This window comes from Sandarakinorhabdus sp., from assembly GCF_051860625.1.
Taxonomy (GTDB): Bacteria; Pseudomonadota; Alphaproteobacteria; order Sphingomonadales; family Sphingomonadaceae; genus Sandarakinorhabdus.
Genome location: NZ_JBHYDQ010000003.1, coordinates 71,242 through 91,360 on the forward strand (window position 1 = coordinate 71,242; position 20,119 = coordinate 91,360).

The following is a 20,119-nucleotide window of genomic DNA, read 5'->3' on the forward strand; positions in this document are numbered from 1 at the left end:
GGGAAGCAATGAGCAGCAATCTACCGGTTCGGCTGGCGCTGACGCTGGGTGCAAATATCGGCGCCTTTGCGATCTATTTCGGGATCGCCAAATATGGGGTGGCCGATCAATCCAGCCTGGCCCAATCCGTGCTGGAGCGGCTGCAGGATGATCCGGCGGGCCTGCTGATTCGGGTCGAGGATCTGAGCGGGCAATTGCTGACCGTGGGCGCCGCTGCCATCGGCATTGCCTTTGTGCTGTCGGTGATCTGGCTGATCCTGGTGGAAACCAACCCGCCCGTTGGCGATGCCTCCGCGCGCGCCAAGCGCCAACCCTGGGCCGGGCTTCTGGTTGTCACGGTGCTGGCGTCGGCCGGTGCCGGGTGGGCCTTGCTGATCAACGCGCCGATTGCCGAACAATTGGCCAGTGGCGTTACCATCACCGGCACGGCAGCGGCCGTTGCTCTGGCGGTGGTGGGCTATTGGCTTGGCACCGGCCTTGGCGCACCGCGCAGTTGCAAGGTCGCAGTGCCCGGTTTCGGCGGTTGATTGAAGGCAGGGCGGCATGACCACGAACATCCTGATCGGTATCGGCGGCACCGGCGCCAAGATCGTTGAATCCGCCCTTTACCTGCTGGCTGCCGGGATCGGGCCTGACGATGCGGTTCACATCGGCCTGATCGATCAGGACAACAGCAACGGCAATGTGCAGCGCACCGAAACCTTGCTCAACCTGATCTGTCGCATCCAGGATCAGTTGGCGACGGGGAACAACCAGCTCGATTGGGCAGACGAGAACGAGGACGCCCGCACATCGCTGCTGTCGATCCCGCTGCGCAAGCTCTTTGCCGACAGGGATGAATCGCACTGGCGCCCCGCGCCCGAAAAGCTCACCAACCTGCTCCAAATTCTCCAGCACGACCGGATGACGCCGGCGCAAAAGGATCTGTTTGATCTGCTGTTCCGGCCGGCCGGCGCCGATGACGCCGAAAAGGAACAGGATCTGGGCCTGGCCGAAGGCTATCGCGGCCGTGCCCATGTCGGTTCGGCAGCGCTGCTGTCGGCGCTGCACCATGATTCGCCCGAGCTGCTGACGACGATGAAGGAGCTGATGAAGAATGGCAGCAACACTGGCGGCCAGGTGCGCATCATGCTGGTGGGATCGTTGTTCGGCGGCACCGGCGCGGCCGGCTTCCCGACGATCGCGCGGTCCCTGCACAGGATGCGCCGGCCCGAAAACGAAGACCGGATCAAATCCGATGCCGTGCATATCGGCGGCGTCTTGATGCTGCCCTATTTCGGGTTCCGTGACCCGGACGACAGCGGCGCCAATGTGATCACTACGTCGCAACTGCTGCCGCAGGCGAAGGTCGCCGTGAATTATTATGACCGGCTGATCGAGCAGGAAGGCGTTTTCGATCATCTCTACATCTGCGGCTGGGACGAGATGATCACCCTGAATTATCACGAACCAGGCCGCGGCGAGCAGCGCAATCCGGCCTTGCTGCCCGAACTGGTGGCAGCCCTTGGCGTGGTGGATTTCTTCACGGCCGACAAGATCGAGCCGCGGGCGCAGCCGATGATGGCGGCCCGGCGCAGCGCGGCTGCCGTGGGTTGGGCCGATCTGCCTGTCAACGACAGGTTGCGCCGAACGGTGTTCGAACGGCTTGCGCAGGCGCTGCGCTTTGCCGTCGTGTGGCGCAACCTGGCCGAACCCGGCATGGACGACCGCCCGAAAGGCGGGTTCCTGTCGCGAACGCAGGAAATTCGTTCGCCGTGGATCCGCAAGCTGACCGAAGGCACAGACTGGCAAGGCGCCACAGCCACGCTGCGCGATGATCTGAAACTGCTGACCGGTGATCTGGTGAAATGGGCGGGAAATCTGCGACTGTTTGCAAATCAACGCGTCGAATTGTGGAACCCGGAACCCCTGCTGGCGCGCAACGACAAATTGCAACCGCAGAACCCGATCGATCTGCACCTCACCCGCAGTGAAGCGCAAACCAATTCGGACGTTACCCAGATCGTGCTGCCTGCCGATCCCAAGCAATTGCCGGTGGACAGCTCCCGGATCTTTGCCGATCTGAATGAGGATTCTGCACATGGCAAAAGCCGCGGCCTTGGCCGCCTGATCGCCGCCGTGCACCGTGCCGCCCGCCCGTTCCGACCGGAAGGTCAAGCCAATGGCTAATGATTTGAACGTGTTGATGCTCACCCCCTTGAAGAAGGAGGGGCATAATTTCAAGGTGGCGACCCAGCCCGGCAGCTGGGTGGCCGCCAGCAGCAGCCTGAGCGAACTGGCCAAGGCGCTGGATGTCAACAAGGACGCGCAGGTCGATCTGGTGCGCTCCACGCCGGACCCATGGGCGCAGGCGCGCGGCTTTGCCGACATGCTGCTCGACCCGACGTGCGATGATCGCCGTGTGATCGGGCAATGGCGCGCCCTGATCACCATCCTGGCGTTGGCCGCGCAGAAAGAAGACGCCTATCGCATCAAGTTCGAAGCGGTGCCGTTGTTCGAGCGCGATTCGCGCTTTGCCGATGTGATGATGCGGCTGCTGCCCAAGGCCAGCCTGCCCTTTCCAGCGCCGCGGGACGGAACCTCCTGCGGATGGGACCGACCGGTGATCATGCGGGTGGTGCCACTGGATCGGAACGGCGCCGAAGTGCCCGGCATCAAGCCGCTCGCGATGCTCAATCCCGCCAGCCTGGTTGCGCCCGGGCGTGATGCCGACAAATGGACCTTCCCTGCCGGCTGGATGCGCGAAGGCCTGATCGATCCGTTGACGGCCAAGCCCACCAACCGGCTGGCGCCGGCCGATCTTCAACTGCTTTGCCAGTATCTTGACACGCTGGGCAGCGAACTGGCGCGTTTGTGTCAAGGCGAGGGAAATGCTGCCGGGCAGGCGACACTCAGCAATTTCCAGGGGCGGATCAGTGCCTTTGCCGATGACGTGCGGCGCCAGCCCGGCATGGGCGGCGAGGATGCGGATACGTTCGAATTCGAAGCCGGCGACCCGCTCGATGCCCGGCTGCCGGCGCCATATCGGCTGCTCGCGACGCCGCTGAAGGCCAAGGCCGCTGCGCCGGGCACATCGCAGTGCATCATCCCGCTGCGGGATGATGTGGGCGAACAGCCGTTCCGCGGCCTGGTGCTGCTGGATCGCAACTTGGCCAGCGACGATCGCCCGGCCACGGCCATCACGTTCTGGGGGTACCGGACGCTGCAGCAAGCGCTCGATATGCGCGCATCGGAACGCAAGGCGCTTGCCACCGAGATCGCGAAATCGGGTTTCCTGCTGGTGACGCCCGACGATTTCTTCACCGAGATCATGGTGCGCCTGAACGAGGAGGAGCGCCCGGGCCGCATTGCCTTGCACCCGGACCGGTTTGCCGATCATTTGCTGCCCTTGTCGCCGCTGGCGCTGCTGGTGTTGTCGCCGGCCGAGATGGTGCAGCGGCTGGACATGTCGCGCAGTGGCCGGGTTTCCCTGCGGATCAAGCTGGACGGCCGCAGCCACAATCTGGCGCGCACCTATGTCGATTATCCGCAGGCTGGTGAAGGCCGCCTGGTGAACGAGATCGACTGGGGGTTGGGTGATTTTGCGCTGTGGCCAGATTTTCGCAGCCCGAAATGGCAGCATTATGCAGCGCGGTTCGATTATGGCCGTTCAGTGCTGCGTCGCCTGCGCGGGCGGTTTGCGGTGTCTGGCGCCATGATCGCGCAACTGCTGCTGGGCACACAGCAGGCCGAACACCGCGCCGAAGCCGCCAGTTTGTGGGCATCGGGCAAACCGCTCGACCCGCGCAATTATTCGGGCCAGCTTGATCCGGTGCCGGGCTTTGGCGAGCGCCACCATATGCAGCCCGAGCTGTTGCGCCTGCGGGCGCGGGACTCGCTGAGCAGCGTGTCAGAAATTCAGTTCAGCAAGCGGCCGTTTGAAGCCGCGTTCTTCACGGTCGGGCTTGGGCCGGACGAACCGCCGTTCCCGGCCGGCATGGCGCTGTTGAAGATACGCGACATCGGAACCACCAGCGATCGCCAGGGCGACGTGGCGATCGATTTCGGCACCACCAACACGGTCGCTTGCATCAACGATGAGGCACCGGCAAGGCTGCAGGCGCGGCTGGTGCATCCGGTTGTACCGGCAATGGACCGGAGCATCGGCGGCGGCGAGCTGGGCCAGAGCCTGCGCGAATTCCTGCCGCCGGACAGCCGGCAATTGCCCAGCCCCACAGTGGTGATCAACCGCGATCTGGACGACGCCGCCAGCGCCCGGCTGGAGACGAACAGCGATCTGGACGACGCTTTGCTTCTGAAACAATTGATCTATTTTCAACCGGACTTTGCCTCCGACGGCACGATATCGTCCGTGGGGATCGGCGACTGGACCAGCCTGTTGCGGCGTCTGCGCTTCAATCTGAAATGGTCACGGCAGACGGATATGCGGGACGCGGCGCGGCGTTACATCCGCCAGTTGGTCCTGATGCTGGCAGCAGAATGGGCGGCAGATGGCAATGATCCGGCGAAGCTGCGCTGGCATTTCTCGCGCCCGCGCAACATGGGCGATGATCAGGACTTTGGATCGATCCTGCGCCGGGCGATTGCCGATGTCATTCCAAACCACCGGCCTGATGCCTTATACGGGTTGACCTTCGAAGGTGACGCCGCCGCGGCCTATATCCTGAATGACGATACGAAGCGCAGCACCACAAAGGGCCGGATCAACATCATCCTCGATATCGGAGGCGGCACCACCGATATTGCGATCTGGACGGGCGGCACGAAACCCAGGCAGTTGTTTTCCGGTTCGGTCAGATTGGCTGGCGGCGACTTCTTCACTGGGCATATCACTGAAAATCCCGACATTCTGGAGGAGTTCGGCCTGAAACCCTGGGCCCAGATCGTCTCCCAGTTGAACCAGCAAAGCGATGCCGATGTGCGGGACAATGTACGCTATGTCGGCGAACTGTTGTTCAGCGGAAAGACTCTGGAAGAGGCCATCGATCGCAACTGGAGCCGCGTCAGCGGGACGGATCGTATTCGGCACTTGAAAGAAACCGCTTTCTCGTTCTTGGGCGGCATCGCGTGGCAGATCGGCTGGCAGCTCAGGCAGTTGATCATGGCGGACGAGCTGGCCGAAGAAGATCTGAAGGATATTGCGGTTGCGCTGTGCGGGCGCGGTTCCGGGCTGTTTGCGCGTCTGCATGGCAAGGATCCGCAGGCACAGACGGATGTCAGCCGCATCCTGCGGTTGATTGCGGTGGGTGCACGCGACACCAGGCCCGGCTGGCCGCAGGTGCAGGTGTCGCCGTTCCCGAAGATCGAAGTGGCCGCAGGCATGATCATCAAGGGCCGTCAAACCCGCGATCAGGCGCCCCGTGCGGCAACGCCGGCCGGCGGGGACGACGATGAGTTTGGCGAGGTGTTTGCCAATGAGAACGACAATGATCGGGCGCGGCAGGGCGCTGATGCCGGCAAGGCCAGCTACACCGCTGCGGCGCCATCGATAGGCGAGGAAGCCCTGGAGCCGTTTCTGCGAGCCTTTGCTATTGCCAGCCGTTGCGCGATCGAGCTTTCGGATTTTCAGCGCAAGAAGCTGAAAAACCGTGCCGCAGAGCTGCGCGGCGCCGATGAAGATGCCGGCCGGGAAGAGCAGTCGGAGTTTGCCGACCTGTTGAAAGCGCTGGTCGAAATGATGCGAAGCCCTCCGGGAAGCCCCGTGAAACCGCAAACACTGTGGAAATGACGGCCATGGATCCCATCGTGCTCGCGTTTGCCAGCCTTGGGCTTGCGGTCATCGCTGCTTTGTGTGCGGTGGCCGCGTTGCTGCGGAGCGGCAGTGCCGCCAAGGCCGTTGCGGGTCTCGCAACTGCACCGCCGCGTGAAAATGTTGACGGGCTACGCCGTGATCTGCTGGCGCGCATTGGCGAGATCGATGAACAGTTCAACGCGATGGCTCGCCAGCTTGATGCGCTGCAGATATCCGTGAGCGAACTCGATCTGGCGCAGCGCGACGCCATATCGGCTGCGGCGGCGTCTGCGTCTGCTGCTGCGTCTGGGGTTGTGCCATCGCCGCCGTTTGAACCGGCGCCGGCGCTCGAACCTGTTGCGGAACTCGCCGAGACCGATCTGGCGCCGGTGGCAGCGCTGGACCCCATTTCGGAACAAGTGGCCGCGGCGCCACCCGAAGTGGCAACGGAAGCTTACCCCCACAGCCGGGTGGATGAGCTGGTGGCCGGCTATCGCGCCAAGATTGCCGAGCGCAGCAGGGCGCCGATCCGGGAATGGCTATCGCAGAACAACAGCTTCACCCTGGACGCCACCGAGGATGGCCGCTTGATACCCAGCGAATCGGGCGTGATCGCTGCAATCCCGATTGGCGGCAGTATTGCGATGCTGGTGCCGACGGCGAGCTTTGTCGTTGATTTTGCCACACGCTTTGCCGGCAGCCAGATCAGCTTGCGGCAGGTGATGCGCAACACGTTCGAAGCGGTTGCCGATAACAGCGGCGACATGAAATTGCAGGCACCTGCGCTTGCCCGCCGCGAAGGGGATCATTGGGTTGTCGAGATGCCTGGGCGGCTCGGTGGCTTCACCGACAACTGAACGACCGTTTCCTGGCTGTAGATCGGCGTCGACCGGGACCCCGCGTGCCTTGCGATTCCACAACAATTGGGATGCTCGGCGCGGACATCATGGTGTCGTAATCTCTGTCAGGGCCGATCTGGAAACTGTCTGGTGCGCGTTTCGTGCGCCAGCAGGCGTTTGGGAAAATGTGGACAACTTGAAAAATTCACTGATTCGTCCCGGTGAATTGGACGAACCCCTCTCCGCCGATTGCCTGCCCGATCAGGCCAGCAGCTCGACGTCCCAGTAGAGATAATCGCGCCAGCTTGAATGGCAGTAATGCGGCGGGAACGCGCGGCCGTTGGCTTGCAGTTCGTGGGTGGAGGGCTGCTGCGGGCGGGTGAGCAATTGCATATGGGCTTCGCCCGGCGTGCGGCCGCCCTTTTTCAGATTGCAGGGTGCGCAGGCCGTCGTCACATTTTCCCATGTCGTGCGGCCGCCATAGGCGCGCGGGATCACGTGATCGAAGGTCAATTCGCCGCCGGGCTGCGTGCAATATTGGCAGGTGAAACGATCGCGCAGGAACAGGTTGAAGCGCGTGAACGCCGGCGTGGAAGCGGGGCGCACATATTGCCGCAGCGCGATCACGCTCGGCAATTTCATGCGCAAGGACGGCGAACGGATCTCCCGATCATATTCGGCGATGATGTCGACCCGCTCCAGGAACGCCGCCTTGATCGCCGTCTGCCACGGCCACAACGACAGCGGGTAATAGGATAGCGGCGTGTAATCGGCGTTGAGCACCAGCGCCGGACAGGCTTCCGGTGACACAAGATGCGGAATGGAAGCGAATTTTTCCTCGATGAGGTCGCTCGTCAACATGCATCGTCCTCCCACGCATGGGAGCGGCAACAGTGTACACGGGCCCAGTCGCACCGGGGCGGGAACCCCCAGGGCCGCGCACGCAGCGGCCGCGCCGTGATGGCGATGCTTTACAATGAATAGTGTGTCAGGCCAATGACAGTACCGGATTTCGTTGTGGATAATGTGGACAAGTCGCCCGTCATCACCCGCTTCATCACCCGCTTCGCGCCCTCGCCCACCGGGTTGTTGCACCGCGGCCACGCCTTTTCGGCGCTGCTGGCGTGGCGGCTGGCGCGGGGCAGTGGTGGCCGCTTTCTGCTGCGTATCGAGGATATCGACACCACGCGCTGCCGCCCGGCATTCGAGACGGCAATCAAGGCCGATCTCGCCTGGTTGGGGCTGGACTGGGATGGCCCGGTCTGGCGTCAGAGCCAACGCAGCGCAATCTATGCCGCCGCGCTGGCAAGGCTGGTCGAGATGGGCGTCGCCTATCCCTGCTTCTGCACGCGCGCCGATATCGCGGCGGCGGCGGGCGCGCCGCACGGCCCGGACGGGCCGGTCTATCCCGGCACCTGCCGCGGCCTGGATGCCGCCGCACGCGTTGCCCGCCTGGCAACGCAGCAGCCAGCCTGGCGGCTGGATGTGGCCGCCGCGCTGGCCCGCACCGGGCCGCTGCGCTGGCACGATCATGATGCCGGGTGGCAGCCGGCCGATCCGCAGATGCTGGGTGATATCGTCATCGCCCGCCGCGATGTCGGCACCGCCTATGCATTGGCCGTCGTGGTGGATGATGCCGCCCAGGGCGTAACCGATGTGGTGCGCGGGCGTGATCTGTTCGAGGCGACCCACAGCCAGCGGCTGCTGCAGGCGCTGCTCGGGTTGCCGACCCCGCGCTACCATCATCACCCTCTTATATTGGACAGCGACGGTCGCCGGCTCGCCAAGCGTTCTGCGGCTGAAACCCTTGCGGCGTGGCGCGAGGCGGGGCGCAGCCCTGCCGAAGTGATTGCCAGCCTGCCGCTGTAGGGCCATGGTAACCCGACTCAGCCGCCCGTTTCACAACTGCCATGCACAGGGCCAACCGACGCACCCCCCTGTGCAGCCTGGCAAAGGATGTTAGAGCCGCGCCATGCAGACCACCCTCGTCATTTTCATGGTCCTGGCCGCGGTCGCCACCTTGGCGGTGCTGGCCCGCGGCATCATCATCATGGCGCGCGGCAAGGATATCACCGGCGAAAAGTCCAATCGCATGATGAGTTTGCGCGTGGCCTTGCAGGCGCTGGCCATCCTGTTCATCGTGATCCTGTTCCTGATCAACCGTCCAGGTTGAGGCTTCACCCGATGGTCAAGCTGAACCGCATCTACACCCGCACCGGTGACGATGGCTCGACGGGCCTGGTTGATGGCAGCCGGGTTTCCAAGGCCAGCCATCGCCCGGTGGTGATGGGCAGCGTCGATGAAGCCAATGCCGCGATTGGCCTTTCGCGTCTTTCGGCTACCCCGGCCACCGATGCGATTCTGTCGCGCATCCAGAATGATCTGTTCGATCTCGGCGCCGATGTCGCCACGCCGGGTGACGTGCCTGGCGCCTTGCGGATCCTGCCTGACCAGGTGGCCTGGCTCGAAGCGCAGATCGATGCCGCCAATGAACGCCTCGCGCCGTTGACCAGCTTCATCCTGCCGGCCGGCACCCCGGCTGCGACGCATCTGCATCTGGCGCGGACCATCGTGCGCCGCGCCGAGCGTGATGCAGTGGCGGCCAGCGACGAAATTTCGGCCGTTGCGCGCCAGTATCTGAACCGTTTGTCGGATTTGCTGTTTGTATTGGCCCGGGTGGAAAATGCCACTGCGGGTGATGTCTTGTGGGTGCCCGGCGCCAATCGTTGAGTTTTCCGGGAGATACGCTCCATGGCCAGCAAAGTAAAATCGGGCCTGCACGCAGCTCTCCAGCGTACCCGCGCGCTGTCGGTGGCGCTGGCGGCGCCCTTGTCCGATGCGGATGCCAGCGCGCAATCCATGCCCGATGCCTCGCCGGCGAAATGGCACCTGGCGCACACCAGCTGGTTTTTCGAAAGCTTCGTGCTGGCCGAGGTGCCCGGCTATCGCGTGTTCGATCCGCGCTTCGGCTATTTGTTCAACAGCTATTATGAAGCGGTTGGTCCGCGCCATCCGCGGGCGTTTCGGGGATTGTTGACCCGGCCGTCCCTGGCGCAGGTGCTGGATTGGCGTTGCCATGTCGATACCGCGCTGGCTGCCGCGCTGCCGGACCTGGATGCGGCGGCCCTGGCGCTGGTGGAACTGGGCATCAACCACGAACAACAGCATCAGGAATTGCTGCTCACCGATATTCTCGATCTGTTTGCCGCCAATCCGCTGGCGCCGGCCTATCTGCCCGCGCCGCCGGTCGCACCGCCGGCGCGCGTGCGCCAATGGAAAAGCCATGATGGCGGCATCGTGCAGGTCGGCCATGGTGGGGCCGGCTTTGCCTTCGATTGCGAAGGCCCGCCGCATGATGTGTTGTTGCGGCCTTTCCAACTGGCCAGCACGCTGGTGACCAATGCCGAATGGCAGGCGTTCATGGCTGACGGCGGCTATGCCGATCCGCGGCTGTGGCTGTCGGACGGCTGGGCTTGGGTGCAACGTGAAATCATCACCGCGCCGCTGCGCTGGCAGGCCGATGGCGACTGCATGACGCTGGCCGGCCGCCAGCCGCTGGCGCCGCACGCGCCGGTCACGCACATCAGTTTCTACGAAGCCGATGCCTTCGCCACCTGGGCCGGTGCGCGGCTGCCGACCGAGGCCGAATGGGAATATGCGGCGCGCGACGACGATGCCAGCGCCGGCACGCAACTGGACATGGCCGCACCGGTGCAGCCGACCGGCACCAGCCCCGGCCTGTTCGGCGATTGCTGGCAATGGACGGCGTCCAGCTTCCTGCCCTATCCCGGTTTCCGGCCCGCTCCCGGTGCGGTCGGCGAATATAATGGCAAGTTCATGAACGGGCAGATGGTGCTCAAGGGCGCCAGTTGCGCCACCCCGCGCGGCAGTTCGCGCACCAGCGTGCGCAATTTCTTCTACCCACCACAGCGTTGGCAATTCACTGGCCTGCGCCTCGCGAGGGATGCGTAACATGTACGAACCTGCCGGCCCGGCCGAAACCCGGGACTTCGCGCGTGCTGTGCGCAGCGGGCTTGTCCAGCCACAGAAGGTGATCCCGGCCCGCTATTTCTACGACGAAGCTGGATCAAGATTGTTCGAGGCGATCACCGAATTGCCCGAATATTACCCCACCCGCACCGAAACCGCGCTGCTGGCCCAGCACGCCGGCACCATCGCTGCAACCGTCGGCCCCGGCCGGGCGGTGATCGAATATGGCTCGGGATCATCGACCAAGACGCCTTTGCTGCTGACGCCGCTGCACGCCGCCGCCTATGTGCCAGTCGATATCTCGGGCGACTTTCTTGCCCAGTCGGCCGCAGCGCTGGCAGCACATTTCCCCGGCCTGCCGATCCATCCGGTGGTTGCCGATTTCACCCAGAATTTCCGCCTGCCCGCCGGCATTGCCGCCTTGCCGCGAATGGGCTTCTTCCCTGGCTCCACGCTCGGCAATCTGGCGCCGATGGCGGCGATCGATCTGCTTCGCGGCTTTGCGGCATTGCTGGGGCCGGGCAGTTGGCTGGTCATCGGCCTCGATCTCGCACCGGGGCCGGGCAAATCCGTGGCCACGCTGGAGGCCGCCTATGATGATGCCGCCGGCGTCACCGCTGCCTTCAACCTGAATCTGCTGCACCGCATCAACCGTGAACTGGCCGCTACCGTGTGCATCGATGATTTCGCCCACCGCGCGACCTGGAACGCCACACTCGGCCGCATCGAAATGCATCTGGTGGCGCGGCGCGACACGCAGTTCACCGCCGCCGGCCAGCAGGTCAGCATGAAAGCCGGCGAGACCATCCACACCGAAAACAGCTACAAATGGACCCTGCCCGAAAGCCGGTTGATGGCGCGCGCCAGCGGCTGGGTGCCGGTGGCGGACTGGACCGACCCGGAGCAGCGGTTCGCGGTGCATCTGTGGCAGCACAATGACGGCGCCATGCAGCCGTGATGCGGCGTTTGGCGCCGGCCCAACCATCCCGGCAGGTTGACTGCTGCGCCCGTGCGTTGCAAGCACATCGGTACCAGTGCAATCGTGGGAAGTGATGCATATGAAGCTGCTCGTGCCCGTCAAACGGGTGGTAGATTATAATGTCAAAGTGCGGGTGAAATCGGACCAGACCGGCGTTGAGTTGGCCAACGTCAAGATGAGCATGAACCCGTTTGACGAAATCGCCGTCGAAGAAGCCATCCGCCTGAAGGAAAAGGGCATCGCCACCGAAGTGGTGGTGGTGTCGATCGGCGTGCAGCAATGCACCGAAACGCTGCGCACCGCGCTCGCGATGGGCGCCGATCGCGGCATCCTCGTCCTCACCGATGTGACCACCGAATCGCTCGCCGTCGCCAAGATCCTCGCCGGCATCGCCGCCGAAGAACAGCCCGGCATGATCATCCTTGGCAAGCAGGCCATTGATGACGACGCCAACCAGACCGGGCAGATGCTGGCCGGCCTGCTCGGCTGGGCGCAGGGCACTTTTGCCTCCAAGCTCGATCCGCAGGGCGAGATGGTGCACGTGACCCGCGAAATCGATGGCGGCCTGGAAACCGTGGCGCTGAAGCTGCCAGCGGTCGTCACCACCGATCTGCGCCTGAACGAACCGCGCTATGCCTCGCTGCCCAACATCATGAAGGCCAAATCCAAGCCGGTCGCCACCAAGACCCCGGCCGATTACGGCGTGGACATGACCCCGCGGCTGACCATCACCAAGGTCACCGAACCGGCCAAGCGCCAGGCCGGCATCAAGGTGAAATCGGTCGATGAACTGGTCGCGAAGCTGAAAGAAATGGGAGCCGTGGCATGAGCGTTTTGGTTTTGGCCGAACATGACAACACCGAACTGAAGGACGCCACGCTGGCGGCCGTCACCGCCGCAACGCAATTGGGCGGTGATGTGCACCTGCTGGTCGCCGGCCATGGCTGCGCGGCGGTCGCCGATGCTGCCGCCCAGGTGGCTGGCGTGCACAAGGTGCTGCTGGCCGATGATGCGACGCTGGCTGCGGCGCTGCCCGAAAATGTCGCGCCGCTGGTGGCTGGCCTGATGGCCGGTTACGATGCGTTCGTGGCACCGGCGACCAGCCGCGGCAAGAATATCGCGCCGCGTGTCGCCGCCGCGCTGGATGTCGCGCAGATTTCCGAGATTCTCAGCGTCGAAGGCCCGGACACCTTCACCCGCCCGATCTACGCGGGCAATGCCATCGCCACCGTCACCAGCAGCGACGCGAAAAAGGTGATCACCGTGCGCGGCACCGCCTTTGCCAAGGCCGCTTGCCAAGGCGGCAGCGCCAGCATCGAAGCGGTCGGCGGCAGCGCCGATGCCGGTTCCTCCAGCTTCGTCGGCGCCGAACTCACCAAGTCGGCCCGCCCGGAACTGACCGCCGCCAAGATCATCGTGTCGGGCGGCCGCGCGCTGGGATCGTCGGACAAGTTCCACGAGTTCATCGATCCGCTTGCTGACAAGCTGGGTGCCGCCGTCGGTGCCAGCCGCGCTGCGGTGGATGCCGGCTATGCGCCCAACGATTATCAGGTCGGCCAGACCGGCAAGATCGTCGCCCCGGAACTCTATGTGGCCGTCGGCATCTCGGGCGCCATCCAGCACCTGGCCGGCATGAAGGACAGCAAGATCATCGTCGCCATCAACAAGGACGAAGAAGCCCCGATCTTCCAGGTGGCCGACGTCGGCCTGGTCGGCGACCTGTTCACGCTGGTCCCGGAAATGACCGCCAAGCTGTAAGCGCGCGCACGCTGTGCTGCCAAAAGGCCGCTGCTTTCGGGGAGGAAGCGGCGGCTTTTTCTGTTGGCGCGCTACGCCAAATTGGCTATTATACGCAGATTAGCCAAAAGGATATCGCCATGGCGGACAAGCTTACCGTCGCCTCCACCGAATTCCAGACCCGCGCCGGCCTTTATATGGAGCACGCCGCCAAGGCGCCCGTGTTCATCACCAAACATCGCCGCCCCGTGCGCGTGTTGATTGATATCGACGAATATGAACGCCTCAAGGCCCGCGACACACGGCAGGCCTATCACGCGCATGAACTGCCAGACGATGCGGTTCGGGCGCTGGAAGCATCGGATTACAGCCATATCGACCCAGCCCTTGACGCGCTGATGGATTGACCCGTGCATAAGCCGGCCCCTGCGCTCGGCCTTGTCGTGCGCTTCGATTATCTGTGGATCGAGGAGGCCGAGCGTGGCCGGGTCGAAGGCGCGAAGCAGCGCCCGTGCGCGATTGTTGTGGCCCAAACCGGCCAAGGCCCTGGCGCGCGGGTCTGGCTGGCCCCAATCACCCATAGCCCGCCGCGCCAGGCCAGTGATGCCATCGAAATCCCGCCCCGCGTGAAGGCCGCACTTGGACTGGACAATGCGCCATCATGGATCGTGACGACCGAACTCAACAGTGTGGCTTGGGATGATGCCGGCATCGTGCCAGCCGCCCCGGATCGTTGGGCCTATGGCTTTCTGCCAAGGGCACTGATCAAGGCTGTTGTGGAGCTGACCCTGGCCCACCAACGCATCCGCCGGACCATCGTGAAGCGCGAAGCATGACCGCGCATGACAGCATCCGCCAGGGCCTGGCCGAAGCCCTCGACTTTGCCGCCGGCAACACGGCAGGCGCGCAGGTGCATCAGGTGAACGTCACCCAGGTCGACGTCGCCGCCATCCGGGCCAGCACCGGCCTCTCCCAAAGCCAGTTCGCGAGGCTCATCGGCGTCGCCAAAGCCACGCTGCTCACTTAAGAACAAGGCCGCCGCCGCCCCACCGGCCCGGCGCAAGTGCTGCTGGCGATGATCGCACGCCGGCCGTCGCTGGTGGGTGAGTTGCTGCGGTAAGGAACAACGAGGCGCCTCCCCTCACGCCGCAATCGCGCGTTCGATCCAGGCGCGGGTGTCGGGGATGGCGGCTTCGACCTGGGGCAGATCGTTGACGCAGAGGAATTTGAACTGCGGTTGGCACGCGCTGGCCAGATAGGCGCGCACTTGCGGCAGCGGGTAATCCAGCACGGCGCCGGTGCGCAGGTGGAGATGATCTGCGCCGGTGTGCAGCACCGCCACGCCGGCGGCGATGCAGGCGTGGTTGTGCAGGCCTTGTGGCAAGAATTGCGACACGCAGCGGAAGCGGTGGCCGAGATTGGCGACGAACGCGGCGTGGTGCTGAGCGAAGAGGCGCGCCAGCACGGAACGGCGCAGCGGGTGGACAACATGGGCGGCGCGGAACAGCCGGTCCGCCGTGAACCCCGCCAGCACCGCCGCGTTGATCTGGGTCAGCGCGTTGAGCAGCGCGGGATCATCGCGGCTGGCCGGATCGGCGGCGATGGCGCTGTGATCCACCCACGCGCCGCGCAGTACCGGCGCTGCGCCCTGGAACACATCGCCGGGCGCCAGCGGCCCGGTGAGGAACACGTCATCATTGAAATAGACGAAGCGCTCGGCCAGCCCCGGGATGCGCCACAACAAGGTCTCGATGGCCAGCGAGTTGAACGTGGGCAGCGCAGCCTCGAAGCCGGCAAACAGCGTGAGATGATCGACAATGCTGATGCGCGCCAGCAGATCGGTCGGCAGGCCCGACAGATCGGGCACTTGCGCATCGGTGATGATCCAGATGCGCCCGATCCACGACGCATGATTGGCGATCGAGCGCAGGCAATAGCCCAGTTCGGCATTGCAGGCCCAGCGGTGCGGGTTGGTGGCGTTGGCGTTGTGCACGGTGCCGGGTTGGTAGCGTTGGCGTTTGCGCCAATGCACCGGATCATCGCCGTTCACCCACGTAATGACCGCATCGATCTGCGCGCCGATCGGCACGTTTGCGGGTAGATCTGACATCTTGCGGTTCCGGGCGAGCGTTACGCCCGCCACGATAGAACAGACGCCGTGGCTCATGCTGCCCGCACCGGGGCAAGTCAATATGACATTTCAGTTACAGCCCGCCGCGCTCAGCCCGCTTTGCGCAGCGTCATTCGCCAGGAGCCGTCGTTTCCGTAAGGCGGTGAATCGAAACGGCTGTCGGCTGCCCGCTGGAATGCGCAATCGAACCCGCAATATGGCCATGCATTATCTGCATGACACATCAATTTTGCCGGCAAATCGCGTTGATCGGGCGGGCGGCGGTCGCAAGATCTCGCTGTCCTACAGGTGGCCCATGCCATTACCATGTTGATGTCACACCGCTTCAGGATATTGGCACAAAGATATATCTTGAAATGCCAAAACACGCGCAAAAGGGTAACTTTGATCAACTTTGCATAGCTCGCGGCGGAATCAGGCCTCGGTCAGCAGCGCCTCGGTCTCCCTGATGCTGGCCGGCGTGCCGACATGGAACCACAGGCCGGGGTGGGACAGGCCGAACATGCGACCGCTGGCCAGCGCCTTGTGCCAGGCGCGCCACATGGTGAAGGGTTCGGTGGGCTCGCCATCGAACAGGTGGCGGCTGATGATCTGCAGGCCGGAATAGACAAAGGGCGCAACCTTCAGCCCGCCACGACGGTTAAGGCGGCCGAGACCGTCCATGTGGAAATCGCCGCGGCCGTCATAGCCATGGGCACGCGCAAGGGGCACGAGCAGCAGCAGGGCATCCATCTCGGCCGGGTTCCACCGGGCAGCGATCAGGCGGAGCGTGTCCACTGGCCCATCGATCCACATATTGTCGGCATTGATCGTGAAGAAACTGTCGCCGCGGATCAGCGGCAGGGCCTTGGTAATGCCGCCGCCGGTTTCGAGCAGGCGGGCGCGTTCGTCGGAAATGTCGATCTGGCCGGGGCGAGCGCGGGATTTGACGGCCGCTTCGATCTGGTCGGCGAAATAATGCGCGTTGACGACGGCATGGCCGATGCCGGCAGCCGCAACACCATCGAGGGCGCGATCGAGCAGGCTGCGCCCGGCCACTTCGATCAGCGGCTTGGGGCGGGTGGCGGTGAGGGGGCGCATGCGTTTGCCCAGGCCCGCCGCCATCACCATCGCGGTTTCGGGCAAGGTGCAGGCGATGGTGGGACGCAGGGACAGCGGCGGGCGGGTGGTCATGCAGATACTTTCACGCCGATGCGGGCGCTGGCGGGCACATGGGCATCGAACCAGGCCTTGACGGGGGCGAGCGCCGGATGCTCGAGATTGGCGTTCACCATTTCCCAAAGGCGGGGATGGTAGCGGGGATAGGCCGGCTTGCCATCGCGAACATAAAGCCGGGTGAACACGCCCAGGATCTTGATGTTCCGCTGTGCAGCCAGGATGGCATAGGCGGTGCGGAAGGCAGCTTCATCAAGGTCGGGACGCGCGGCGATATAGCGGGCGATCATGGCCGCTTCGAGCTTGGGCGACACGATGCGGCGGATATCCTGCAGCAGGCTGGCCAGATCATAGGCGGGGTGGCCGGCCAGCGCATCCTGGAAATCCAGCAGGCCAAGGCGCTGATGGCCCGGCCGATCGAGCAGCATCAGATTGTCGGCATGATAATCGCGCAGCACGAGCACGGGGGGATGGGTAAACAAGGCCGGCCACAGCTGCGCCCAGGCTGCATCATGGCCCGGTGCCTCGGTCAGGCCGACGGCGGGCAGATACCAGTCGGGGAACAGCCGGGCCTCGCGCAGATATTCGGCATCGGTATAGGGGGCGACGTCGCCGGGCGGATGCTGGTGGAGAGCCGCAAGGATATCCACGGCGGCGGCGTAGATGGCATGTTCATCGCTTGCGTCCTGCGCCAGTACCGGGGTCACCCGGCCATCGCCATAATCCTCCAGCAGGATCAGACCAGAATCGAGATCGGTAGCCAACGCTTGCGGCGCGGAAAAACCAAGGTTGTGGAGATATTTGCCGATCGCCAGGAACGGCCCGCTGTCTTCCTTGTCGGGCGGGGCGTCCATCAGCACCGCGCTGCGCCCGCCCAGCGTGACTCGGAAATAGCGGCGGAAACTGGCATCGCCGGCCAGCGGTCGTACCGCCGCGCCGCCCCAGCCATGGGCATTGAGGAAGGCGCCAGTGCCCGGCGGCGGAATCATCTGGGGAAGGGTGGTGGCCACCGGCCCTCCCAAGCCGGGGGCGCGTCCCAAGTCAAGCGGCGGGGTGCATCGCCACTGCCTTCGATGTGCAGGTGCAGCGCATCGGCGGGCATTCGGGCACCCAGCCGTTCCGGCCATTCGATCAGCAGCGCGGCATCGGTCTCGAACAATCCAAGCGCATCGGCTTCGGCCGGCGATTCAAGGCGATAGAGATCGACATGCCACACCGGCACAGCGACATCGGGCGGTTCATAGCCTTGCACCAGCGTGAAGGTAGGGGAGGGCACTTCGCCGCCCCAGCCAAGCGCACGAATGAGGGCCCGCGCCAATGTTGATTTGCCGGCCCCCAGATTGCCGTGCAGGGCAATCACATCGCCGGGGCGCAGCCCGCCCGCCAACCAGCCCCCGATGGCCAGCGTGTCCGCTTCGCTGGCCAAGGTACGGGCCATCAGAAATCCACGGTAAGATAGGCTTGCGTCACGCGGCCGGGCAGCACGGTATAGGCGCCGGCACCGCGCAGTTCATAGCCCTGCTGGCTGAACAAATTGCTGGCTTGCACCCGCAGTACGGCTTCGTTGCCTGCCAGCTTGAAACGATAGCGCCCGCCCAGATCGACGATGGTGCGCACCGGAACGGAAACCAGATTGTTGACCGTGGCGATTTCCGGCGAGCGATGGGAAACACGCATGTCCAGCGACAGACCGTCGGCAAAGCCGGGGCGCCAGTCACCGGCCAGTTCGAACCGCTGCCCGATCGCGCCGACCGGCTGCCGGCCCACCAGTCCGCGCGCCACGGCATCGCCGGTTACCCGCGGCCACAACAGGCTGGCCCCGGCCACCAGCGACAATTCCGGCGTGATCGGTCCGGCGATGGAGGCTTCGACGCCGCGGTTTATGACATCGCCGAGCACATCGAAGCGGTTGTTGGCATCAAGATTGAAATAGGGCTTGGTCACCTGGAAGACGCCGGCCACCATCCGCATGTCGCCGAACAGCGGCATGCGCACCCCGGCATCGAATTGGCGCGTCTGGATGGCTGGCAGGGCTTCGTTGCGGTTGGCGGCCGCCGTGGGGGCAACCCCCGATTCCTCCAGCCCGGTCACAGCGCCGCCATAGACGGTGATGCCGCCGCCCAGTTGCACCGCCGCCGTCAGATTATACAGCCAGGGCGTCGCATCGGTGGCGGTCAACGCACCGGGAAAGCCGATGCGCTTCTGATAATCCGATTTTTGTACCCCCACCGACAATTCGCCGATCTCGTCCCACCGCCCTTCATAAGCGATGCCGCCGGTCCATTGCGACACATCATCATCCTGCTGCGGGCCCAGATCCAGCACCGGCGGCGGCACGTCGGTCGCAACGGTCAACACATTCACCTGGCCAAGATCGAGCACATCCGATCCGCCAAACCGGCGATAGGCCTTGCGGCCGCGCACGGCGACATGGATCTGATGGGTGCGCGGGCCATCGGCGAAGCGGCGGGTCAGCCGGGCCTCGCCGCTGGTGGAAGCAAAGAACAGCGGCGGATCGGCGGTGGCCCGTTGCTGCCCGGTGCCATCCGGCGACGATATGCGGATGACATTGGCGAACTGCCCGGTCACGGCGCGCTGGGACCGGAACAGGCCAACGCGCAACAGCCAGCCTTCGGCGATCGTCCAATCCGCCAGCACGCCGCCGATCGCTTCGGTATCGCCGCCGCGCACCCACCAGGGGCCGAAAAACTGCCGGCGCGGCAGGCGCGGCGGCAGGAAATCCCCGGTGGGCACCATCAGCGGGCCGTGATCGTCGATCAACGTCTCGCGGACATTCAGGAACGGCAGGATGGTGAACGCGGCCGAGGGCTGCCACTGGGCCGAAAATGCGCCTTCGAAACTGTGATCGCGGGTGGCATTGAAGCCGTTTTCCAGCACCATGCCGGCGCCCACACCCAGGCTGAGGGTGGACGAAACCGGCAGGCTGGCATCGATTTCGGCGCTGGGCGTGTGCCAACTGTTGTAACCGATCAGCACGCTGGCCGCTGCTTCACGGCCCGGCCGGCGAAAGCCCAGATCGACGACGCCGGTAGGCGCCGGGAACGGGCTGCCCAGCGCTGATGGGCCAACCCGAATGGTGGTGGCACGCACCAGCCGGCTGGATGGAGTCACGACCGGATCGAAATACAGGCCATCGATGCGAACATTGCCAGCCACCACCGGCGAAAAACCACGCACGCGATCACGGTTGTACAGCCCGGAGACTTCGCGGCCGATCGACGTGCCAAAGGCATCGCCGGCCTGACGCACCGCATTTTCGGCAGAACGGCTGCCAGTGGCAGCTACAATGGCTTCGGGCGACGACAGATCAGGTTCGTCAACAGGCGCCCGTTCTGCCGGCGGCGGCAGGCTGTCATCGGCGGGCGCAGGCTGCACGTCGGCCGGCGGCGCGGTTTGCACCGTCGCCACCATCAGCAGAGCGATCTTAAGTGTGAAAATACCCCCGGTCATGGAGGCTACATGGCCAGCGGCAGCCGCCAAGTCCAGCGTAAAACACCCCATAGTGTTCGCTGCGCGCCTGGTTGGGCGCACAGCGA

20 protein-coding genes are annotated in these 20,119 nt (G+C 64.6%); 14 read left to right on the forward strand and 6 right to left on the reverse strand.

Going from position 1 to position 20,119, the window contains the following annotated elements; genetic code table 11:
• The first annotated feature begins 8 nt into the window (after positions 1 to 8).
• Genes ACTIEZ_RS04390 through ACTIEZ_RS04405 form a run of 4 tightly spaced genes read left to right on the forward strand, consistent with a single transcriptional unit; the run spans position 9 to position 6,588 of the window.
• Positions 9 to 527 carry a hypothetical protein gene (locus tag ACTIEZ_RS04390; RefSeq protein ID WP_439545439.1) on the forward strand — a complete coding sequence of 173 codons (519 nt, stop codon included), beginning with the start codon at positions 9 to 11 and terminating at the stop codon, positions 525 to 527.
• Positions 528 to 543: 16 nt separating this feature from the next.
• The gene (locus tag ACTIEZ_RS04395; protein ID WP_439545440.1) at positions 544 to 2,169 is read left to right on the forward strand and encodes a hypothetical protein; all 1,626 of its coding nucleotides are present in this window, start codon (positions 544 to 546) and stop codon (positions 2,167 to 2,169) included.
• Positions 2,170 to 2,179: 10 nt separating this feature from the next.
• A complete protein-coding gene (locus ACTIEZ_RS04400; RefSeq protein WP_439545441.1) occupies positions 2,180 to 5,728 on the forward strand; it encodes a hypothetical protein in 3,549 nt (1,182 codons plus the stop codon).
• Between the two features lie 5 nt (positions 5,729 to 5,733).
• Positions 5,734 to 6,588 carry a hypothetical protein gene (locus ACTIEZ_RS04405; RefSeq protein WP_439545442.1) on the forward strand — a complete coding sequence of 285 codons (855 nt, stop codon included), beginning with the start codon at positions 5,734 to 5,736 and terminating at the stop codon, positions 6,586 to 6,588.
• Between the two features lie 243 nt (positions 6,589 to 6,831).
• On the opposite strand, the gene ACTIEZ_RS04410 is transcribed toward ACTIEZ_RS04405, so the two are convergent.
• The gene (locus ACTIEZ_RS04410; protein ID WP_439545443.1) at positions 6,832 to 7,431 is read right to left on the reverse strand and encodes an HNH endonuclease; all 600 of its coding nucleotides are present in this window, start codon (positions 7,429 to 7,431) and stop codon (positions 6,832 to 6,834) included.
• A gap of 135 nt (positions 7,432 to 7,566) precedes the next feature.
• Between ACTIEZ_RS04410 and gluQRS the strand changes: the two genes are divergently transcribed.
• The 10 genes from gluQRS to ACTIEZ_RS04460 all read left to right on the forward strand — a co-directional run bounded on the left by gluQRS (position 7,567) and on the right by ACTIEZ_RS04460 (position 14,303).
• A complete protein-coding gene (gluQRS, locus tag ACTIEZ_RS04415; protein ID WP_439545444.1) occupies positions 7,567 to 8,439 on the forward strand; it encodes a tRNA glutamyl-Q(34) synthetase GluQRS in 873 nt (290 codons plus the stop codon).
• 103 nt (positions 8,440 to 8,542) lie between these two features.
• Positions 8,543 to 8,743 (forward strand): twin transmembrane helix small protein, encoded by a 201-nt coding sequence (locus ACTIEZ_RS04420; RefSeq protein ID WP_439545445.1) that lies wholly within the window; start codon positions 8,543 to 8,545, stop codon positions 8,741 to 8,743.
• Positions 8,744 to 8,754: 11 nt separating this feature from the next.
• Positions 8,755 to 9,300, forward strand: coding sequence for a cob(I)yrinic acid a,c-diamide adenosyltransferase (locus ACTIEZ_RS04425; protein ID WP_439545446.1), 546 nt, complete (start codon positions 8,755 to 8,757; stop codon positions 9,298 to 9,300).
• Positions 9,301 to 9,321: 21 nt separating this feature from the next.
• Positions 9,322 to 10,542, forward strand: coding sequence for an ergothioneine biosynthesis protein EgtB (gene egtB / locus ACTIEZ_RS04430; protein WP_439545447.1), 1,221 nt, complete (start codon positions 9,322 to 9,324; stop codon positions 10,540 to 10,542).
• A 1-nt stretch (position 10,543) separates the two neighbouring features.
• Entirely contained in the window at positions 10,544 to 11,518 is a 975-nt protein-coding gene (egtD, locus tag ACTIEZ_RS04435; protein ID WP_439545448.1) for an L-histidine N(alpha)-methyltransferase, read from the forward strand.
• 100 nt (positions 11,519 to 11,618) lie between these two features.
• Positions 11,619 to 12,368 (forward strand): electron transfer flavoprotein subunit beta/FixA family protein, encoded by a 750-nt coding sequence (locus tag ACTIEZ_RS04440; protein WP_439545592.1) that lies wholly within the window; start codon positions 11,619 to 11,621, stop codon positions 12,366 to 12,368.
• On the forward strand, positions 12,365 to 13,297 hold the full coding sequence (locus tag ACTIEZ_RS04445) for an electron transfer flavoprotein subunit alpha/FixB family protein (RefSeq protein WP_439545449.1): 933 nt from the start codon (positions 12,365 to 12,367) through the stop codon (positions 13,295 to 13,297). The genes ACTIEZ_RS04440 and ACTIEZ_RS04445 overlap by 4 nt, the downstream gene beginning before the upstream one ends.
• Positions 13,298 to 13,416: 119 nt before the next feature.
• Entirely contained in the window at positions 13,417 to 13,683 is a 267-nt protein-coding gene (locus ACTIEZ_RS04450; RefSeq protein WP_439545450.1) for a type II toxin-antitoxin system Phd/YefM family antitoxin, read from the forward strand.
• 3 nt (positions 13,684 to 13,686) lie between these two features.
• Complete coding sequence (locus ACTIEZ_RS04455; RefSeq protein WP_439545451.1) at positions 13,687 to 14,112, forward strand: hypothetical protein; 426 nt, start codon at positions 13,687 to 13,689, stop codon at positions 14,110 to 14,112.
• Positions 14,109 to 14,303, forward strand: coding sequence for a helix-turn-helix domain-containing protein (locus ACTIEZ_RS04460; protein ID WP_439545452.1), 195 nt, complete (start codon positions 14,109 to 14,111; stop codon positions 14,301 to 14,303). Before ACTIEZ_RS04455 ends, ACTIEZ_RS04460 begins: the two co-directional genes overlap by 4 nt.
• Positions 14,304 to 14,417: 114 nt before the next feature.
• Here ACTIEZ_RS04460 and ACTIEZ_RS04465 read toward each other — a convergent pair whose 3' ends face one another.
• The 5 genes from ACTIEZ_RS04465 to ACTIEZ_RS04485 all read right to left on the reverse strand — a co-directional run bounded on the left by ACTIEZ_RS04465 (position 14,418) and on the right by ACTIEZ_RS04485 (position 20,033).
• On the reverse strand, positions 14,418 to 15,386 hold the full coding sequence (locus tag ACTIEZ_RS04465; RefSeq protein WP_439545453.1) for a Stealth CR1 domain-containing protein: 969 nt from the start codon (positions 15,384 to 15,386) through the stop codon (positions 14,418 to 14,420).
• Between the two features lie 435 nt (positions 15,387 to 15,821).
• A complete protein-coding gene (locus tag ACTIEZ_RS04470; protein ID WP_439545454.1) occupies positions 15,822 to 16,580 on the reverse strand; it encodes a nucleotidyltransferase family protein in 759 nt (252 codons plus the stop codon).
• The gene (locus ACTIEZ_RS04475; protein ID WP_439545593.1) at positions 16,577 to 17,551 is read right to left on the reverse strand and encodes an aminoglycoside phosphotransferase family protein; all 975 of its coding nucleotides are present in this window, start codon (positions 17,549 to 17,551) and stop codon (positions 16,577 to 16,579) included. The genes ACTIEZ_RS04470 and ACTIEZ_RS04475 overlap by 4 nt, the downstream gene beginning before the upstream one ends.
• Positions 17,548 to 18,000: a tRNA (adenosine(37)-N6)-threonylcarbamoyltransferase complex ATPase subunit type 1 TsaE gene (gene tsaE / locus ACTIEZ_RS04480; RefSeq protein ID WP_439545455.1), complete on the reverse strand. Its 453-nt coding sequence runs from the start codon at positions 17,998 to 18,000 to the stop codon at positions 17,548 to 17,550. The genes ACTIEZ_RS04475 and tsaE overlap by 4 nt, the downstream gene beginning before the upstream one ends.
• Positions 18,000 to 20,033 carry a TonB-dependent receptor gene (locus ACTIEZ_RS04485; protein WP_439545456.1) on the reverse strand — a complete coding sequence of 678 codons (2,034 nt, stop codon included), beginning with the start codon at positions 20,031 to 20,033 and terminating at the stop codon, positions 18,000 to 18,002. The genes tsaE and ACTIEZ_RS04485 overlap by 1 nt, the downstream gene beginning before the upstream one ends.
• Positions 20,034 to 20,119 lie beyond the last annotated feature (86 nt).

Excerpts from the sequence above, each read along its gene's own strand:
- ACTIEZ_RS04475 (WP_439545593.1), bottom strand. The coding sequence starts at position 17,551 with ATGATTCCGCCGCCGGGCACTGGCGCCTTCCTCAATGCCCATGGCTGG.
- ACTIEZ_RS04465 (WP_439545453.1), bottom strand. The coding sequence starts at position 15,386 with ATGTCAGATCTACCCGCAAACGTGCCGATCGGCGCGCAGATCGATGCG.
- ACTIEZ_RS04460 (WP_439545452.1), top strand. The coding sequence starts at position 14,109 with ATGACCGCGCATGACAGCATCCGCCAGGGCCTGGCCGAAGCCCTCGAC.
- ACTIEZ_RS04450 (WP_439545450.1), top strand. The coding sequence starts at position 13,417 with ATGGCGGACAAGCTTACCGTCGCCTCCACCGAATTCCAGACCCGCGCC.
- ACTIEZ_RS04390 (WP_439545439.1), top strand. The coding sequence starts at position 9 with ATGAGCAGCAATCTACCGGTTCGGCTGGCGCTGACGCTGGGTGCAAAT.
- ACTIEZ_RS04485 (WP_439545456.1), bottom strand. The coding sequence starts at position 20,033 with ATGACCGGGGGTATTTTCACACTTAAGATCGCTCTGCTGATGGTGGCG.
- ACTIEZ_RS04445 (WP_439545449.1), top strand. The coding sequence starts at position 12,365 with ATGAGCGTTTTGGTTTTGGCCGAACATGACAACACCGAACTGAAGGAC.
- ACTIEZ_RS04420 (WP_439545445.1), top strand. The coding sequence starts at position 8,543 with ATGCAGACCACCCTCGTCATTTTCATGGTCCTGGCCGCGGTCGCCACC.
- ACTIEZ_RS04440 (WP_439545592.1), top strand. The coding sequence starts at position 11,619 with ATGAAGCTGCTCGTGCCCGTCAAACGGGTGGTAGATTATAATGTCAAA.
- ACTIEZ_RS04425 (WP_439545446.1), top strand. The coding sequence starts at position 8,755 with ATGGTCAAGCTGAACCGCATCTACACCCGCACCGGTGACGATGGCTCG.
- gluQRS (WP_439545444.1), top strand. The coding sequence starts at position 7,567 with ATGACAGTACCGGATTTCGTTGTGGATAATGTGGACAAGTCGCCCGTC.
- egtD (WP_439545448.1), top strand. The coding sequence starts at position 10,544 with ATGTACGAACCTGCCGGCCCGGCCGAAACCCGGGACTTCGCGCGTGCT.
- ACTIEZ_RS04405 (WP_439545442.1), top strand. The coding sequence starts at position 5,734 with ATGGATCCCATCGTGCTCGCGTTTGCCAGCCTTGGGCTTGCGGTCATC.
- egtB (WP_439545447.1), top strand. The coding sequence starts at position 9,322 with ATGGCCAGCAAAGTAAAATCGGGCCTGCACGCAGCTCTCCAGCGTACC.
- tsaE (WP_439545455.1), bottom strand. The coding sequence starts at position 18,000 with ATGGCCCGTACCTTGGCCAGCGAAGCGGACACGCTGGCCATCGGGGGC.
- ACTIEZ_RS04410 (WP_439545443.1), bottom strand. The coding sequence starts at position 7,431 with ATGTTGACGAGCGACCTCATCGAGGAAAAATTCGCTTCCATTCCGCAT.
- ACTIEZ_RS04395 (WP_439545440.1), top strand. The coding sequence starts at position 544 with ATGACCACGAACATCCTGATCGGTATCGGCGGCACCGGCGCCAAGATC.
- ACTIEZ_RS04470 (WP_439545454.1), bottom strand. The coding sequence starts at position 16,580 with ATGACCACCCGCCCGCCGCTGTCCCTGCGTCCCACCATCGCCTGCACC.